We start from the raw sequence: 16,118 nt of genomic DNA on the forward strand, positions 1-16,118 counted from the left end.
GAGCATTCGCACCATGTCCCTTAACCCTGATATCGCTGCCTACCTGCAGCTGGTCGAAGCCGGCCGCGCCGAAGGCAAGACCCTGGCCATGCACGCCGCAAGCCCCGAACTGGCCCGCGAAGTGTTCGACCAATCGTCGCTGCTGATGAGCGCGGGAGGCGACGATCTTGAACACATTGAGGAACTGGAGATTCCGGCCCGTGACGGCGCGCTGCTGCCCGCACGGCTGTACAGCGCTCATGGCATCGACCGTGATCGCTTGCAGCCGGGTGTGCTGTACTTCCATGGGGGTGGCTATGTGGTCGGTAGCCTGGACTCCCACGATGCACTGTGCCGCACCCTGGCTGCGTTGTCCGGTTGCGTGGTGCTGTCGGTGGCCTACCGGCTGGCGCCGCAGTGGCGCTTTCCTACCGCGGCGCAGGACGCCCTGGATGCCTGGCAATGGCTACAGGACCAGGGCCCTGGCATCGGCATTGATGCCGGGCGCCTGGCGGTTGCCGGTGACAGTGTCGGTGGCAGCTTGGCCACGGTGGTAGCGAACCACGCGGCGGTGGCGCCGCGCCTGCAGGTAATGATCTACCCGGTCACTGATGCCAGCCGCTGGCACGATTCAGTCCAGCGCTACGCCACCGGACACTTGCTGGAGGCTGACACCTTGGAGTGGTTCTACCAGCATTATCAGCGTAGCGTTGAAGACCGCTCAGACCCAAGATTCTCGCCGTTGCTCGAAACGCCCGAGCGCCTGCGTGTGCCAGCGCTTCTCGTGGTTGCCGAATGCGACCCGCTGTTCGATGAAGGGCGCGCCTATGCCGCGCACCTGCGTGCAGCGGGGGTAGAGGTGGAGGAGCGCATTTACGAAGGCATGGTCCATGACTTCATGCGCATGGATGCATTGGTGGACGAAGCACAAGAGGCGCTGGAAGTGATTGCCGAGGCGTTGCAACGGCGGCTGTAGGAGTCAGCTTGCGGGCGCCCTGCACCCTCTTGTCTGCATCGTCGGCAAGCCGGCTCCTACAGGAGCCGGCTTGCCGACGATGGGGAGGCAGGTGAAGTCAGAACTTGGCGCGCAGCGCCAGGTTAAAGTTGCGCGGCTCGCCGTAGAAGTTCCAGTAGTTTGGGTTGCCCAGGGTCTGGTAGTACTTCTTGTTGAATACGTTATCCAGGTTGTACTGGACTTCGAGGTTCTTGTTGATCTCGTAGATCGCATGCAGGTTGGTCAGGTGGTAGGCGTCCTGCTGGATCTTGTAGGCTTCGCCAACTTCGGTCTGGGTCATCTTGCTTTGGGCGTAGAAGCTGCCGCCCACGCGCAGGTGGTTCAGCGTGCCCGGCAGACGGTAGTCGGTCGCCACTTTGAACAGGTGACGTGGCGAGGCGCCGTTGAAGTCATCGCCCTTCTGCTCGCCGCCGATGTACTTGGACTGGGTGTAGGTATAGCCTGCGGACAGGTTCCAGTCCGGCAGGATCTCACCGTTCATCTCAAGCTCGATCCCCTTGTTGCGCACCTTGTCGGACGCGCGGTAGCACGACCATGGCCTGTCGCAGAAGATCGCCTCCGCACGACCGGTCTGGTCGGCTTGGAACACGGCGATGGAGGTTTGCAGGCGCTTGTCGAAGAACTCGCCTTTCAAACCGATCTCGTAGTTGCTGCCAGTCATCGGCTTGAGCATGCTGCCTTCGAGGGACTGGTTATCTTGAGGCTTGAAGATTTCGGTGTAGCTGGCGTAAGCCGACCAGTTTTCGTTCAGATCCTGAACCAGGCCGGCGTACGGGATGACCTCGCCACTTTTGGAGAAGTGGCCACGGTCACTGTCTTCACGGATTCCATTGGTGTCGGTCAGGGAGTCGAAGCTGTACCAGCTGATGCGGCTGCCGAGAATGAACTTGGTGGTGTCAGTCAGGCTGAAGCGGCTGGCGACATAGATGCCTTTTTGTTCTTGGGTGCGGTTGTATTTCCACTGGTTGGCGTTCAGGCCGGTCGGCTTGGGCGGGTCGAACGCGCCAAGGTTGTTCATGTCGATGATGTAGCGATAGGCAGCATCGCGGCCGCCATGGTAATCGTGATCATCTTTGTTCCAGTTACCGCCGATGATCAGGTCATGCTGGCGCCCGAACAGTTGGAACGGGCCGGTGAAGTACCCGTCGATGCTGGTCTGGGTGTCGTCGTAACGAAACAAGCGCGGGTTCAGGGTAAACAGGTCCGTGTCACCCCCTGGGAAGGTGTAGTTGCCCAGGAAGTCCGACTTGGACCACATTTGGTTGACGGCGACGACGCCTTTCCAGCCATTGTCGAAGGTGTGCTGAATGTCGGCGAATAGCGTGGTGTTGCGCTTGTCCAGATGGTTCCAGTCGCCGGTCAGTGAGGTGGAACGGGAAATCGGGTAGAACTCGCCGTTTTCCTGAGTTGGCAGGCCTGACCAGTCGTAACCGGAGTTACGTTCTTTCTGGTAAGTGAAGCCGAAGGTGGCCAGGGTCGACTCGTTCAGGTCGGCCTCGAGGATGCTGTAGAACAGCTGGTTTTCTTTCTGGGCGGTGTCCAGGTAGCTGTTTGCATTGTTGTACGAAATCACCGAGCGACCCCGCACGGTACCGGCTTCGTTCAGTGGCGAGGACAAATCGACCATGGTCTTGTAGTTGTCCCAGGAACCAACCGAGGTCTCGATCAGGGCCTGAGGCTCGGCAGTGGGGCGCTTGCGGACCATGTTGATGGAGGCCGAAGGGTTGCCCGCGCCTTCCATCAGGCCGGTGGCGCCACGCACGATTTCAATCCGGTCGTAGATATCGGTATTTGGCTTGGAAATGACATCCATCGAGTAGGGGTTGCTGATGTTGGTTGGCACTCCGTCGATCTGCAGGTTGTCCACCGACTGGCCGCGTGCCTGGTAGATCGAGCGCTCGCCGCCATTCTTGACGATGGTGATGCCAGTGGCGTTATTCATGACGTCGTCGAGGGTCTGCATGTTCTGGTCGTCCATGCGCTGACGGGTGACCACGGTCACCGACTGCGGTGTTTCACGCAGGGACATGGGCAGTTTCGTAGCGGTATTGGAGGTACCGGTGGCATAGGAATGGGTGCCTTCGGTGGTGCCGCCCAAGGTAGCGCCGCTGATGTTGGTCGGTGCCAATTCCATGTCGGAACTGTTGCCTTTGCGCAGCAGAATCACCTGCGGGTCGCCCTGCAGGGTGAAGGTCATGCCGGTGCCGCCGAGCAATTTGGCCAGCGCGCGTGCCGGTTCGGTTCGTTGCTTGACGGCCTGGCTGGTGAGGCCGCTGACATCATCGGGGTTAAACAGGATCTGCATATCGGCTTGACTGCCGAAGGTTTGCAGCGCGCTGGCCAGTGATTGGGCCGGGATATCGAAGCTGGCCTCCTGGGCCTGTACCTGGGCCGCGATGGGCAATGCCAGCAGCAGGCCAAAGCGTGACAGAGGCTTGTGACGAAGAGTGCAGCGCATGATCAAGCCGGCAAGGCTCAAGGGCTTATGGACAGGCAACATTTCAAATGCTCATGTAAGTGAACGGCAGAATTTTTGGTTGTTGATAAAAAGACGCATTCGTCGACAATTTCCGGAAAGAACTTGCCGCTGTTTTTTGTCATCTCAGGCCGGTACGGGGGATGAGCTCACTTTGCCGCTATTCATCCTCACCAATTGGTCCGCCACATCGAAGTAGCGGTCGTCGTGGGAGATAACGATGATAGTCTTGCCCAGTCGTTTCAGGTCGGGCAGCAGCTCGGTGTAGAAAATGCGGCGGAAGGTCGGGTCTTGATCCGCTGCCCATTCGTCGAAGACCAGCACAGGGCGTTCTTCGAGCCAGGCGTTGATCAAAGCCAAGCGCTTGCGCTGGCCGGTCGACAGGTCGGTGGTGGTGAAGCTGCCGTCGCGTACGCTGACCTTGTGACCTATTTCCAGCCGTTGCAGGTAGCGGTTGGCGTCGTCGGGGATGTGCAGGTCGCCTTCGACCACGTCGTCGAACAGGTAGTAGTCGGCGAAGATGGTGGTGAACAGCTGGCGGTATTCGTCGCGATTACTGGGGTCGATGGCGTTGCCGTTGAGGCGGATCTCACCTTGGTTCGGGGCGTATAAGCCGAGCAGAAGTTTGATCAGGGTGGTCTTGCCGCAGCCGTTTTCGCCCACGATGAAGATGATGTCGCCTTGCTCGATGCGCAGGTTGACCGGGCCCAGGCGGAACGGCTCGCTGCCTTCAACTGGTGGAAAGGCGTAGCCCACGTTCACCAGTTCCAGGCTGTGCACCGGCGCGGGCTTGGTGTGCTTGGCGTCGAGCAGCAGGTGCGGCTCGGGCGAGGAGAACTGCTCGGACAGCTGGGCGATGCGGGCGAAGGCGACCTTGGCGCGGCTGACGATGGGCAGGGTGCCGATGAGGTGTTCCAGCGGGCCTTTCATGTACAGCAGCACCAGCACGAAGCCGCTCATGACCGTCTTATCGTTGCTGGGCCATAGCGACTGCAGCACCAGGGCCAAGCCAATGACCACGAAGAACAACATCGAACCGAAGGTCTTGGCCACCACGAAGGTGTTGATTGCCTTGATCTGGGTCTTGCAGATGAAGTCGGCGGTGGTCTGTACGCCCTGGCTGAACATGCGGTTGCGGCGCGGGCGGTGGATACGCAGTTCCTTGGCGCCTTCGGCGATGGCGCTGTAGTTTTTCTGCAGAGTGTCTTCGGCTTCCCGCGCGGCGGCAAAGCCACGGCCGCCGCTGGCCTGGGCGACGAACTGGGCGACACTGCCGATAGCGATGGCCACCACCATCAGCAGGAACATCGGCCAGGACAACATGGCTAGGTAACCCAGGCAACCAAGGGTGACGGTCATTGAGATAGCCAACGGAGCGAAGGCGAAGGCGAAGTCGCTGATGGTGTCGACATCGTGGGTAAGCACCGGGATCAGTCGATGGCTGCGGTAGCGTTCGATCTGCTCGATGGGAGCGGCAAGGGTTTTCTCTCCCAGCTCCTTGCGCAGTTTGGCGATGATGTTCTGGCCGACGTAGTTGGTGCCGATGTCGGAACTGATCGAGCAGGCGAGGGCCAGCAGGCACAGGCCGGCGAAGGTGGCGATGGCGGTGCTGGTGATGTTGCCTTCACTGTGCAGGGCGGTATTGATACTCGCGAGCAGGGCGGTGACGCTGAGGCCGCCGACCATGCCCAGGACGATGGAGAGAGCGACGATGGGCCAGAAGGGTCTGAGCAGGGCGAACAGTTCGCTGAGGACGCCGCGGGTTGGCTGAGTCATGGGGCAGGGTTCCGCTTAGGAAGTTGGCTTTGGGCTCCCTGTAGAACGACTGGTGGGCGGGGTAATTTAGCGGGAACCTGGGGGCGCCTTGCGCCCCGTTCGCGACACGAGGCCGCCCTGTGGCCTGCCGTCTGCTAGATATCGCGCACTACACGAAACCCGATCCAGTCGCCGCGCTCGTTGGGATAGAGGTCGTTGCGGTTGGCGGAGCGGGAGAACACAGGGGCTTCACCGTAGTCGTTGCCACGAATGCTCTGGAACTTGCAGTCTTTTTCCACCCAGGGGCTGCCGTCGGTCGGCGCACCGACATAGTTGTCGTGCTTGCAGTCGGCAGTCCATTCGTAGACGTTGCCGTGCATGTCATACACACCAAAGGCGTTGGCCGGGAAGCTGCCCACCGGCGCGGTGTAGCTGTAGCCGTCGGTCGGGCCGTAGGTGTTGGCGTGCTTGGCGATGCTGTACTCCTTGCCCTCATCGAAGGGGAACGGGAACGGGCCGGTGCTGCCAGCGCGGGCGGCATACTCACGGATCGATTCACTGGTCAGCCGGTACTGCTTGCCGGTTTTTTTCGACAGCCAGGCGACGTAGGCCTGGACCTCCTTGAGGTTCATGCAGACGGCCGGGTGTTTGCTGGTGACCTGGTGGTTGCCACCGTAGGTGGGCCGGCCGCCTTGGGTCGACGTGCCGGCCTGGCACAGGCGGCCAGGGCGGTCGTCGCCGCTGGGCATCATGTAGCCGGTGGCCTTGATGAACGCATCCCATTCGCCAAAGGTGATCTGGAAGCGGCTGATGGCGAAGGGTTTGCTGAAGGTGACCTGGTGCACAGGGCCCTCATCGTCCTGGCGACCGACTTCGTCGTCGGGGGAGCCCATCATGAATGAACCGGTTGGCAGCACGACCATCTCGGGGCAACCCTTTGCACAGTCCTTGAAAACAGTGCCGGGCGTGGGTGTTTCGGCTTGCGCCGGCACGGCAACGGAAAGCAGGGCGAGTAAAGTCATTGGGGCGAAGATGCACAGCGGGCCATGTGGGGAAGTAGACAGGGTCGGATTCATGAGGCTTCTCGTTCAAGGTGATCGGAGGTCACAGCTGGGCGCTGAGCAGGGTCATGAAGCGATCAATCTCGGACTCGTCATTGAGCAGGCCCGGTGCGGTACGCACAACCGGGCCGACATCGCGGTACACCGCATCGACGATCGCTTTGCGCTCAAGCAGGGCAGCGGCGACTTTGTCGCTGTCGCGGCCCTTGACGCGGAAGAAGGTGAAGCCTGCGCTGTGCTCGGGAGACAGTGGCGTGACCAGTTCCACCTGCGCGTGTTCGCTGAGGCGTTGCTTGAGATAGCTGTTGAGCTGGTGAATACGCCCTTGGACTTCGGCCTTGCCCAGTTGCAGGTGCAGTTTGAAAGCCTCGTCCAGTGCCCAGCGATGTTCGAAGGCATGGTAGCCGCCAGGGGTGAGGCTGGTGGCGAAGTCGTTGTCCTGTGAGAAGGTTGGGATCAGAGGCGTGATGTTCTTGAGCTGCTCGCTGCGCGCGCAGACGATGCCGGTGCCGCGCGGGCCGAACATCCACTTGTGGGTACCGGCGATGAAATAGTCGCAGTTCATCTGCGGGAAGCTCACATTTTCCACGCCAAAGCCATGTACACCGTCGACGACATAAAGAATGCGATCGGCTTCTGCACGGTCGCGGTTATGCCGGTCGACTACCGCCCCGATGTCGGCCAGGGGCAGCTTCACGCCGCTGCCCGATTGCACCCAGGTCATGCCCAGGATGCGGGTGTTGGGGCGGATGTTGCGGTCGATATTACCGACGATCTCGTCGGTGCTGACTTTGGCCGGAGCCTTGAACAGACGGATTCGACGAACCTGGGTGCCCTGGCGCTGGGTGCGGAAGTCGAGAATCGCTTCGGCAGCAGAATGCTCGTGCTCGGTGGTCAGGATCTCCTGGTCTGGACGCACGTGCAGCCCGCCATAGATGACTGCCAGGCCTTCGGTGGTACTGCCGGTCAGGGCGATCTGGCCGGGACGTGCCTGCAGGTACTTGCCGGCCCATTCGCGCACACGTGCTTCGTGCTGCCAGGGTTCCTGGCGGTCCCAGTCCATTACCAGGCCTGGGTTGCGATCGAGGCTGAAACGGTAGCGGTCGATGGCGTCCTGCACCGGCTTGGGGTGGGATGTGATCAGGAAATTGGAGAGATGCAGGTACGCCGGGTCCTGGTTGAACAGCTGGCGCAATTGCGCCCATCGGTCACCTGCCTTCGGCGCGCTGGCGGGGCTGGCCAAGGCCTGGCCAAGGCTGCTGCCCAAGGGCAGGGCGACGGCAAGCAGGCTGGCGTGTTTGAGGAAGGTGCGGCGGTCGCTCATGGTTGCGCTTACCGGGTTGAGGAGAGGGAAGGGCTGGCGGCTTTTTCCACCTGGGCCCAGACACGCAGGAAATTACCGCCCCAGAGCTTGGCGATATCGGCTTCGGAATAGCCACGCTGGATCAGTTCGGCTGTGACGTTGCGTACTTGGCTGACATCGTCCCAACCCTGCACGCCGCCACCTTCGTTGAAGTCCGAGGCAATGCCGACGTGGTCGATGCCAATCTTGCGCACGGTGTAGTCGATGGCATCGCCCAGGTCCTTGAGGCTGGCCTTGGGCTCTTCATCGAGAATGGCGTAGAGCTGGCTGGCATAGCTGCCGAAGCGTTGCTCGGGCCAGGCAGCGATGATCGGGTCACCTGGCATCAGCGCCATCGCCAGGTTGGGCAGTGGTGGCAGGTCGAACTTGGCGCGCAGCGCGTTGAGCTTGTCCTGGGTCTTTTGCGTGAGCGGCCGCAAGTAGCCGGAGAACCCGACGACCTGCACTACGCCGCCACTTTTCTTGATCAGTTGCAGTTCGCGGTCGCTGAGATTACGTGGAATGTCGACCATGGCCCGCGGCGCCGAGTGCGAGGCGACGATGGGCGCGCGGGTCAGGGCGCTGACCTGCTCCAGGGCCTGGGTGGACATTTGCGAGACATCGATGATCACCCCCAAGTCGTTGAGCCGTTGTACGGCTTGCTTGCCGATAGGTGAGAGGCCGCCCAGGGCATCGGGGGAGTCATTGAAGAACGGCAGCGGGCGCGACGAGTCGGCCCAGTCGTTGTTGCCGATGTAGCTGAAACCGAACATGCGCATGCCCCGTGCTGCCCACTTGTCCAGCAGGTTCAGGTCGTTCCCCAGTGGGTAGGCATTGAGCATGCTGATGAAAATGGCGAACTTCCCTTCGCCGTGCAGACGGCGGAAGTCTTCGGGGGTGTAGGCGATGCCAACCTGGTTGGGGAAATCACGGACGAGGCCGGAGATGATCTTGTAACGCACTTCTTGCTGGTTGCGGGCCTCATCGAGAAAGCCTGCGGTCGGCCGATGCGGTGCGTTGGGGCCATTCCAGATTTCCGGCCAGCCGAAGATGGTCAGTGCCGCGCCCGACAGCCTGCCCTTGGCGGCCTTCGCCAGGTCGAACTGGCCGTCCCCATCCTTGTCGGCTTCCTGGCCATAGGTGCCGAAGTCCATCGGCAGGGTGATATGGCTGTCGAAGGAAATCAGCCGCTCCTGCAATTCATCGGCTTGCTTGATCACTTCGCGCGGAAAGTGGGGCGCAGGGCTCAGCCACTGGCTCCAGGCCAGATAGCCGCCGGCGCCGAGCAGCAGGGCCAGGGGCACGCCGATGTACAAGGTTTTCTTCCAGCGAGGTCTTGTCATTGCCATCTCGATTCAGGTCCGCGAATGCCGGGGGCTTGGGCTATCTGGGAGGGACGAGCAGCATGGGCGGAAATTTACCGGGGCGGGGGTGGGGTATCGCGCCGCCGCTAAATTTTGCCGGGCAACATACGTTCTTGCTGGGATAGCGCCTGCTTCATGGCGGACACGGGAAGGGTAATGACGATTTCTCGACGAGGGTTCATGGCCGGTGTGGCCTTGGCGGGCGCGGCCCTGCCAGCGGCCTACTACGGGCGCCGCGAGCTGACCAGGGAGGAATTTCCGGTGACCCCCGGGGAGGCCAGCGTGGAGCTTGCCGACACCGCCGGTCAGCGCCTGGGTAACCGCTTGCGCGGTATCTGGAGCTTGCGCCTTGAGGGCGCGGATGCCGGGCTGGCAGGTTTGCCCTCCGAGGCGCTGGAACTGTTCATCGACATTGCCGCGCGTGGTCGCGGGGTACGCGGTTGCCTGGACAGCGCGCAACGCCTGCGCAGCGCGCAGCCGCCTCGTTATCAGTTGATAGGTGACTTGATCGAGTCCGAACCCAACCGCCTGTATTGGCGCCTCAAACCCGAGGATGGCAGCCACCCGGGTTACGAGATGGCGATCACGTTCGACGAAGTGTGGGGCGGGTTCGGCAATGCGGGCAGCGAGACCTTGAGTGGGCGCATCGCAGCGCTGGATCGGCCGCTGGCACTGCCGCTGCAGGACAACCGTTTCGTCGCTATTCGCCAGCGCGTCCCCGAGGCGCGCCAGACCATCGCCTTGGAGCCGCCCCTGCTGGCTTGGCTGATTTCGCCGGAGCACCGTCTGTTCCACCAACTCTGGCATGCCTCGCGGGACAAATGGCACAGCTTGCCGGACGACAAGCGCAATGCCTTGCGCGGGCTGGGCTGGCAGCCCGGCCCCCGTGACAAGGAGCGCGATGCCCGAGGGAAGCTCAAGGACCGCAACGGTTCAGGCGAGGACTTCTTCTTCATGCACCGGCACATGCTGGCTGCGGCCCGCGCCTTGCAGCCGCTGCCGTCATGGCAGCGCTTTCCGTTGCCGCAGCCGGAACTCGAGCGCGACCGCCTGGGATTTGCCCGCTATTTCGACAACCTCGACGGCTGTTCGGTGCCGCCGACCTGGTTGGCTCCGGGGGACGACGCGTTCAGCGAGTGGGTAAACGGCATCAAGCGGGCCGAGACGTTCCATGGCAACTTCGCGGTCTGGGAGTCTCAGTACCGCGACCCGCGCTACCTGTCGCGAATGACCTTGGGGCAGTTGGGGTCGGAGATGGAGCTGGGCCTGCACGACTGGCTGCACATGCGCTGGGCGTCGGTGCCGCGCGACCCCTCCAATGGCGCGCCGGTGCCGCTGGCCCGTGAGCTGGACGACTTTGCACCACGTTGGTATGCAGCGGAAAACGACTTTCTGGGCGACCCGTTCTCGTCGCATGTGCATCCGGTGTTCTGGCGTTTCCATGGCTGGATTGATGATCGGCTGGAGGACTGGTTTGCGGCCCACGAGCGTTTCCACCCAGGGGAAGTCAGCCGCTTGCAGGTCAACGGCGTGCCATGGTTCGCACCGGGGCGCTGGGTGGAAGTGGACGATCCGTGGCTGGGGCCGGATACCCATGGTTGCAGCACGGTGCCGGGCCTCAGGCCGGGCAAGTCGGTGGAAATGGATGTCGAGACCATGAAGCTGGCCTTGCGCATCATCTTCAGCGAAGACGAAGGGAAGCTGGCAGGGTTCATGCGCCAGGTGCCGAAGCGGCCATGGTATGCCCGGCACCTGTCGTTGAAGGGGTTGCTGGCCTGACGGTTCGACCATACCGGGGCTGCATGGCAGCCCCTGGGCTTATTCCCCCGTTTGTACTTTCTCTACCTGCCAGCCGCCACCCAGCGCCTTGTACAGCGCCACGCTCCCCTGTAACCGTGCCAGCCGCAACTGGGCCTGCTGATCCTGGGCTTCATACAGGGTGCGTTGGGTCTCCAGCACTGTCAGCAGCGTCTCGGCCCCGGCACCATAACGCTGCTGTGCCAGGTCGAAGGCCAGGCGTGCCTGCTGCACTTCCTCGTCCTGCCACTGCCGTTGGCGGTCGACACCCTGGATGGCATTGAGCGCTTTCTCGACATCGGCAAAACCGGCCAGGATGCTACTACGATATGCCTCCAGCAACTCCTCCTGCTCGGCCTTGGCCAGATCGCGTGAGGCGCGTAGCCGGCCGTTGTTGAATATCGGCGCGACCAGGCCCGCAGTCAGCGTGTAGTAGGGGCTGTCGAAGACATGGGGTAAGGTGCGCGCCCCTGTGCCAAGCTCGGCGCCGAGGGTCAACTTGGGCAGCATGGCCGCCCGTGCCACCTGTACGTTGGCACTGGCCGCTGCCAGTCTTGCTTCGGCTGCGGCGATGTCGGGGCGGCGGGTCAGCAGCTCGCTGGGCATGCCGCTGCCGATGGTAGGCCAGCGCACGGCCTCGATACGTTCATTGCTACCAGGCAGGTTCTGTACCGGGTCGCCAAGCAGGGTGGCCAAGGTCACGCGGTTGTCCTGCCGACGTTGCTCCAGCAACGGCAACTGGCGTTCCTGAGCCGCCACCAGGCTGCGCTGCTGCGCCAGCTCCAGGCGCGTGGCAGAACCAGAACGCTGGCGTGCTTCGACGAGCCCCAGCACATCCCGGGCGTTGCGCAGGTTCAGGTGGGCAATGCGCAGTTGCTCGTCCAGCGCCAACCCTTGCAGGTAGCTGTCGGCCACGGCGCTGACCAGGGTCAGCTCCACTGTCTGGCGGTCGAAACGGCTGGCGTCGAGGCCTAGCCGGGCGCTGTCGCGGGCTGCGCGCAGGCCGCCCCAGAAATCGATCTCGTAGGTCGCGCTCAACTGGGTACCGAACGAGGTACTAGTGCGTTCGTTGCTGCTGGCGTCAAGTTGGTCGCTGCCTTCACCACGCATCAAATGCTGGCGGCTGCCATTCATGCCGAGGGCCAGTTCCGGCAGCAACGGTGCCCCTGCGATCACGGCGCGAGCCTGGGCCTGGCGCACCTTGGCAGTGGCGGCGCCAAGGTCGTGGCTGTTGAGGCGGGCGCGTTCAACCAGGCGGTCCAGTTCGCGACTGGCGAACGCTTGCCACCATTGGGCCTGGGGCGTGACGAGCGAGGGATCACCGGCTTCCCCCTGCCAGGTGCCAGGTGGGGCGATGCCGCTTGCGGGCGGCGCGGGTGTGCTGCAGGCGGCGAGGGCCAGGCTGAGGGTCAACAGGCTGATACGGCTTGGCAATGTCATGGATTATTCGCTGGTAAGGGCTTTGACCGGGTCGAGACGGGCCGCCTTGCGGGCAGGCATGAAGCCGAACACGATGCCGGTCACCACGGCGCAGGCAAAGGCGCCAAGAATGGCGGGCAGGGCGAAGGCCACGGCGACGCCGCCAAGCATCAGGCCTGCGCCGATGCCAAGGGCCAGGACGATGCCGGTGAGGCCGCCGACCATCGACAGCATCACCGCCTCGCTGAGGAACTGGCGAAGGATGTCGCGCTGGCGGGCGCCGGTAGCCATGCGGATGCCGATTTCGCGGGTGCGTTCGCGTACCGTCATGAGCATGATGTTCATCACGCCGATACCGCCGACCAGCAGGGAAATCGCGGCGATGGCACCGAGCATCAGCGACAGGCTGTTCTGCGTGCGCGCCTCGGCCTGGATCAGCGCAGCGTCGTTGGTCAGTTCGAAGTCTTGCTTGCCTTGGTGGCGCTGGCGCATCAGGTGGTCGATGGCCGCCTCGGTCTCGGCCACCCGGGCCGAGTCGCGGGCGGCAATGATCACGTACTCCGGGTCCTGGGTGCCGAACAGGCGAATGGACGCTGCCGAGTAGGGCACCACGATACGTTCGTCACTGTTCTGGTCGCCGGAGCTGGCGCCCTTTTCAGCCAGCACGCCGACGATCTGGAAGGGCACGTTGCCGAGCAGCAGGTACTGGCCGATCGGGTCGCTGCCGGGTTCGAGCAGCTTGTCGCGTACCTTCTGGCCAATGACCGCCACGGCGGCGCCGGTGCGTTCGTCGCTATCGCTGAAGAAGCTGCCCCGCACTACCGGCCAGTTGAGAATGTGGGGGAACTCGATGTTGTTGCCGCCCACGTAGAATTTCTGGTTGTTGTTACCGTGGCGCACCATCACGTCGTTTCCGATGACCGGCATGACCCGGGTGACCTGGGGCAGTTGCGCAATGGCTGCGACATCGTCGAGGGTAACTATCCCCGCGGGCTCGCGCAGCGTGGCATGGCGGCCATTGAGGTAAAGGATGTTCGAACCGAAGGCGGCCATCTGTGCCATGACCTGGCGCTTGCTGCCTTCGCCCACGGCCAACATGACCACCACCGAAGCGACGCCGATGACGATGCCAAGCAGGGTCAGGGCGGTGCGGAACCGATTGATCCACATCACCCGCCAGGCCGCCTGCAGGGCTTCCAGCAACTCACCTTTCCAGGCACCGCGCAGGGTTGCGCCGTGGCCCAGGCGCTGGCGCAGTGTGTCGGCCTGCAGCCCTTTTGGCGTTTCGGGGCTGGGCAGCCCGGCTGCCGAGTCGCTGATGATCAGGCCATCGCGAATCTCGATAACCCGCTGCGCACGCGCCGCCACTTCGCGGTCGTGGGTGATCAGGATGATCACATGGCCTTGGCTGGCCAGTTCGTCGAGCAGCGCCATTACCTCGGTGCCGCTGTGGCTGTCCAGGGCACCGGTGGGTTCGTCGGCAAGGATGATGTGGCCGCCGTTCATCAACGCCCGGGCAATCGACACTCGCTGTTGCTGGCCGCCGGACAGCTGGTGCGGGCGATTGCCGGTGCGGCTGGCCAAGCCCAGGCGAGTGAGCAGGGCGGCCGCGCGGGCGTGGCGTTCGCTGGCGGGGGTGCCAGCATAAATGGCTGGCATCTCGACGTTTTCCTGGGCCGAGCCGGAAGGAATCAGGTGGTAGCCCTGGAACACGAAGCCGAACGCTTCGCGGCGTAACCAGGCCAGTTCGTCACTGCCCAGTTCGGCCACGTCCTTGCCAGCGAAGCGATAGCTGCCGGAGGAGGGGCGGTCCAGGCAGCCAAGGATGTTCATCAGGGTCGACTTGCCGGAGCCCGAGGCGCCGACAATGGCGAGGAATTCGCCGGGGTGCACGGTCAGGCTGATGCCGCGCAGCACGTCGACTCTCGGGGTGTCGAGGCCGCCATAGACTTTGCGGATATCGTTGAGCTCGATCAGGGGAACAGGCATTCAACCTCCGCTGGCGGCAGGCGCGCCGATGACAAGGCGTTCGCCTTCGCTGACGCCGTCCAGAATCTGTACCCGCAGGCGGTCACTGAGCCCAGTGCGCACCTTGCGCGCTTCGACTTTGCCGTCGCGGGTGAGCACCTGTGCCAGGCGCAGGCCGTCGCCGTTGCTGTCGTCGAGGGCCGCCAGCGGTGCGGTCAGGACCTGGCTGGCCTGGCCGGCGACGAAGAATACCTGGGTGGTCATCTCGGCCATCAGGGCGCCATCCGGGTTGTCCACATCGAGCAGCACGGTGTACTGGACCACTTGGGCACCCGTGGTCCCGGCGGTGGCGCTGACTGGGCTGCCGCCGCCCTGACTTGACTGTTCCAGCGGTTTGGGCGGGATCGGCAGAATCTGCCGCACGGTGCTGGTCCAGCGGCGCTTGCCGCCGGAGAGGGTGGTGAAGTAGGCCATCATGCCGGGCTGGACCTTGCCAATGTCGGCTTCGGAAACCTGCGCCCAGACGGTCATCGGTGAAAGCCTGGCGATGCGCAGTATTAGCGGGGTCTGTTGCTGGGCATTGAGGGTCTGGCCTTCACGGGCATCCACGGCCACTACGGTGCCGTCCATGGGTGCATAGATGCGCGTGTAGCCCAGTTCGGCCTGGTCGCTGCGCAGGCTGGCCTGGGCCTGAAGGATCTGCGCCTGGTACATGTCGATGCGCGCCTGGGTGACCTTGAGCTGGGCATCGGCGGTCTGCAGGTCTTGCTCGCGGGTGGCGCCGGCGGCGGCCAAGTCGCGCTGGCGCTTGAGCTGCTGCTGGGCCAGGCGATACTGGGCGCGCTGTTCGGCCAGCTGGGCTTTGAGATTTTCGATCGAATAGCGGCCGGCATCGAGCCTGGCCTGCTGGGTGGAAGGGTCGATTTCCACCAGCAACTGGCCTTGGCGAACCTGGTCGCCCGCTTCTACATGCAGGCGACGTATCTGCCCGGAGGCCTGTGCGCCAACGTCCACATAGCGGCGTGGTTGCAGCGTGCCGAGTGCCGTTACACTGCTTTCGATGTCGGCGCGGGTAACAGCGACCGTGTTGACCGGCTGATTGTCGAAGGGCAGGGCCTTCCAGGCCAGCAGGCTGCCCAGGCCAAGCAGGCCCAGGCCACCGAGGAAGAGGCGGCGGCGAGTGTTGGATGAGCGTGTCATGCGGGCTTCCAGCCAGGGATGTTGGCTACACGCGGCTAAATGCGGCGCGCAGGGAGGTCCCAGTGAGACGAAGTTGGGGGAGCAGGATTTACCCGGTTAAGTGGAGGGAGGCTGTGTTGCTGAGAATAATTATAATTTGTAAGATTGCACGCTGATATCACATTTTCCCTCGACCTTGCCGTTGGCCAGGCAGGGCGGCGCCAGGTGTCGTTGTGGAACATTATTACCGTGAATTGGTGAGCTTCCTTTGCGCACGTCTTGGTAGTCGCCAGGCGGCAGAGGACGTTGCCCACGATGCATACCTGCGGGTACTGGAGCGCACCGACCCCGAGCGCATTGAGCACCCACGCGCGTTTCTGTACCGCACAGCACTCAACCTGGTAGTCGACCGTCATCGGAGGCATCAGGTGCGCCAGGCCGAACCGTTGGACGTGCTGGACAACGACGAGCGCTGGCACAGTCCTGCACTGACCCATGGCATGCAGCTCGATCAGCGCCTAGCATTGATGCAGCGTGCGCTGGATGAGTTGAGCAAGCCCTGCCGCGACAGCTTCCTGCTGCGCAAGCTCGAAGGGCTGTCCCACCAACAGATCGCTGAAAGCCTGGGCATCTCGCGCAGCCTGGTGGAAAAGCACATTGTCAACGCCATGAAGCACTGCCGGGTGCGCATGCGCCAGTGGGATTGCTGAACGCCGGGTTAGAGGCAAATGTAAATTCCAACAGCCAATCACTTGATTTATGC

General features: G+C 63.0%; 11 protein-coding genes. 3 read left to right on the forward strand and 8 right to left on the reverse strand.

All coding sequences use genetic code 11. The features are described 5' to 3' along the window. The first annotated feature begins 13 nt into the window (after positions 1-13). Entirely contained in the window at positions 14-955 is a 942-nt protein-coding gene (locus PPA02S_RS03505; protein ID WP_028632196.1) for an alpha/beta hydrolase, read from the forward strand. 97 nt (positions 956-1,052) lie between these two features. On the opposite strand, the gene PPA02S_RS03510 is transcribed toward PPA02S_RS03505, so the two are convergent. The 5 genes from PPA02S_RS03510 to pvdM form a co-directional block, all read right to left on the reverse strand. After that, positions 1,053-3,452, reverse strand: a complete 2,400-nt coding sequence (locus tag PPA02S_RS03510) for a TonB-dependent siderophore receptor (RefSeq protein ID WP_042141282.1) — start codon at positions 3,450-3,452, stop codon at positions 1,053-1,055. A gap of 144 nt (positions 3,453-3,596) precedes the next feature. Beyond that, entirely contained in the window at positions 3,597-5,246 is a 1,650-nt protein-coding gene (locus tag PPA02S_RS03515; RefSeq protein WP_028632198.1) for a cyclic peptide export ABC transporter, read from the reverse strand. A gap of 134 nt (positions 5,247-5,380) precedes the next feature. Further along, positions 5,381-6,247, reverse strand: a complete 867-nt coding sequence (gene pvdO, locus PPA02S_RS03520; RefSeq protein WP_042141283.1) for a dihydropyoverdine dehydrogenase — start codon at positions 6,245-6,247, stop codon at positions 5,381-5,383. A gap of 82 nt (positions 6,248-6,329) precedes the next feature. Continuing rightward, positions 6,330-7,610: a pyoverdine-tailoring periplasmic protein PvdN gene (pvdN, locus tag PPA02S_RS03525; RefSeq protein WP_028632200.1), complete on the reverse strand. Its 1,281-nt coding sequence runs from the start codon at positions 7,608-7,610 to the stop codon at positions 6,330-6,332. Between the two features lie 8 nt (positions 7,611-7,618). Continuing rightward, positions 7,619-8,971 carry a pyoverdine-tailoring dipeptidase-like protein PvdM gene (gene pvdM / locus PPA02S_RS03530; protein ID WP_028632201.1) on the reverse strand — a complete coding sequence of 451 codons (1,353 nt, stop codon included), beginning with the start codon at positions 8,969-8,971 and terminating at the stop codon, positions 7,619-7,621. A 177-nt stretch (positions 8,972-9,148) separates the two neighbouring features. Here pvdM and pvdP point away from each other — a divergent pair, with 177 nt between their 5' ends. After that, complete coding sequence (gene pvdP, locus PPA02S_RS03535; RefSeq protein WP_028632202.1) at positions 9,149-10,771, forward strand: pyoverdine maturation tyrosinase PvdP; 1,623 nt, start codon at positions 9,149-9,151, stop codon at positions 10,769-10,771. Positions 10,772-10,810: 39 nt separating this feature from the next. Here the strand turns inward: pvdP and PPA02S_RS03540 are convergent, their stop codons facing one another. From PPA02S_RS03540 to PPA02S_RS03550, 3 genes are read right to left on the reverse strand one after another with little or no spacing between them, the layout of a single operon-like run. Next, on the reverse strand, positions 10,811-12,229 hold the full coding sequence (locus PPA02S_RS03540; protein ID WP_028632203.1) for an efflux transporter outer membrane subunit: 1,419 nt from the start codon (positions 12,227-12,229) through the stop codon (positions 10,811-10,813). 3 nt (positions 12,230-12,232) lie between these two features. Beyond that, positions 12,233-14,197, reverse strand: a complete 1,965-nt coding sequence (locus PPA02S_RS03545; RefSeq protein ID WP_028632204.1) for a MacB family efflux pump subunit — start codon at positions 14,195-14,197, stop codon at positions 12,233-12,235. Beyond that, positions 14,198-15,376, reverse strand: coding sequence for an efflux RND transporter periplasmic adaptor subunit (locus PPA02S_RS03550; RefSeq protein WP_028632205.1), 1,179 nt, complete (start codon positions 15,374-15,376; stop codon positions 14,198-14,200). A 161-nt stretch (positions 15,377-15,537) separates the two neighbouring features. Here PPA02S_RS03550 and PPA02S_RS03555 point away from each other — a divergent pair, with 161 nt between their 5' ends. Next, entirely contained in the window at positions 15,538-16,065 is a 528-nt protein-coding gene (locus PPA02S_RS03555; RefSeq protein ID WP_272867583.1) for a sigma-70 family RNA polymerase sigma factor, read from the forward strand. Positions 16,066-16,118 lie beyond the last annotated feature (53 nt).

The organism is Pseudomonas parafulva NBRC 16636 = DSM 17004 (genome assembly GCF_000730645.1).
In the GTDB taxonomy this organism is placed as follows: domain Bacteria; phylum Pseudomonadota; class Gammaproteobacteria; order Pseudomonadales; family Pseudomonadaceae; genus Aquipseudomonas; species Aquipseudomonas parafulva.

What these genes read in the sequence shown, in the direction of transcription:
- PPA02S_RS03545 (WP_028632204.1), bottom strand. Translation starts at nt 14,197, where the DNA reads ATGCCTGTTCCCCTGATCGAGCTCAACGATATCCGCAAAGTCTATGGC.
- pvdP (WP_028632202.1), top strand. Translation starts at nt 9,149, where the DNA reads ATGACGATTTCTCGACGAGGGTTCATGGCCGGTGTGGCCTTGGCGGGC.
- pvdN (WP_028632200.1), bottom strand. Translation starts at nt 7,610, where the DNA reads ATGAGCGACCGCCGCACCTTCCTCAAACACGCCAGCCTGCTTGCCGTC.
- pvdM (WP_028632201.1), bottom strand. Translation starts at nt 8,971, where the DNA reads ATGACAAGACCTCGCTGGAAGAAAACCTTGTACATCGGCGTGCCCCTG.
- PPA02S_RS03550 (WP_028632205.1), bottom strand. Translation starts at nt 15,376, where the DNA reads ATGACACGCTCATCCAACACTCGCCGCCGCCTCTTCCTCGGTGGCCTG.
- PPA02S_RS03515 (WP_028632198.1), bottom strand. Translation starts at nt 5,246, where the DNA reads ATGACTCAGCCAACCCGCGGCGTCCTCAGCGAACTGTTCGCCCTGCTC.
- PPA02S_RS03510 (WP_042141282.1), bottom strand. Translation starts at nt 3,452, where the DNA reads ATGCGCTGCACTCTTCGTCACAAGCCTCTGTCACGCTTTGGCCTGCTG.
- PPA02S_RS03540 (WP_028632203.1), bottom strand. Translation starts at nt 12,229, where the DNA reads ATGACATTGCCAAGCCGTATCAGCCTGTTGACCCTCAGCCTGGCCCTC.
- PPA02S_RS03505 (WP_028632196.1), top strand. Translation starts at nt 14, where the DNA reads ATGTCCCTTAACCCTGATATCGCTGCCTACCTGCAGCTGGTCGAAGCC.
- pvdO (WP_042141283.1), bottom strand. Translation starts at nt 6,247, where the DNA reads ATGACTTTACTCGCCCTGCTTTCCGTTGCCGTGCCGGCGCAAGCCGAA.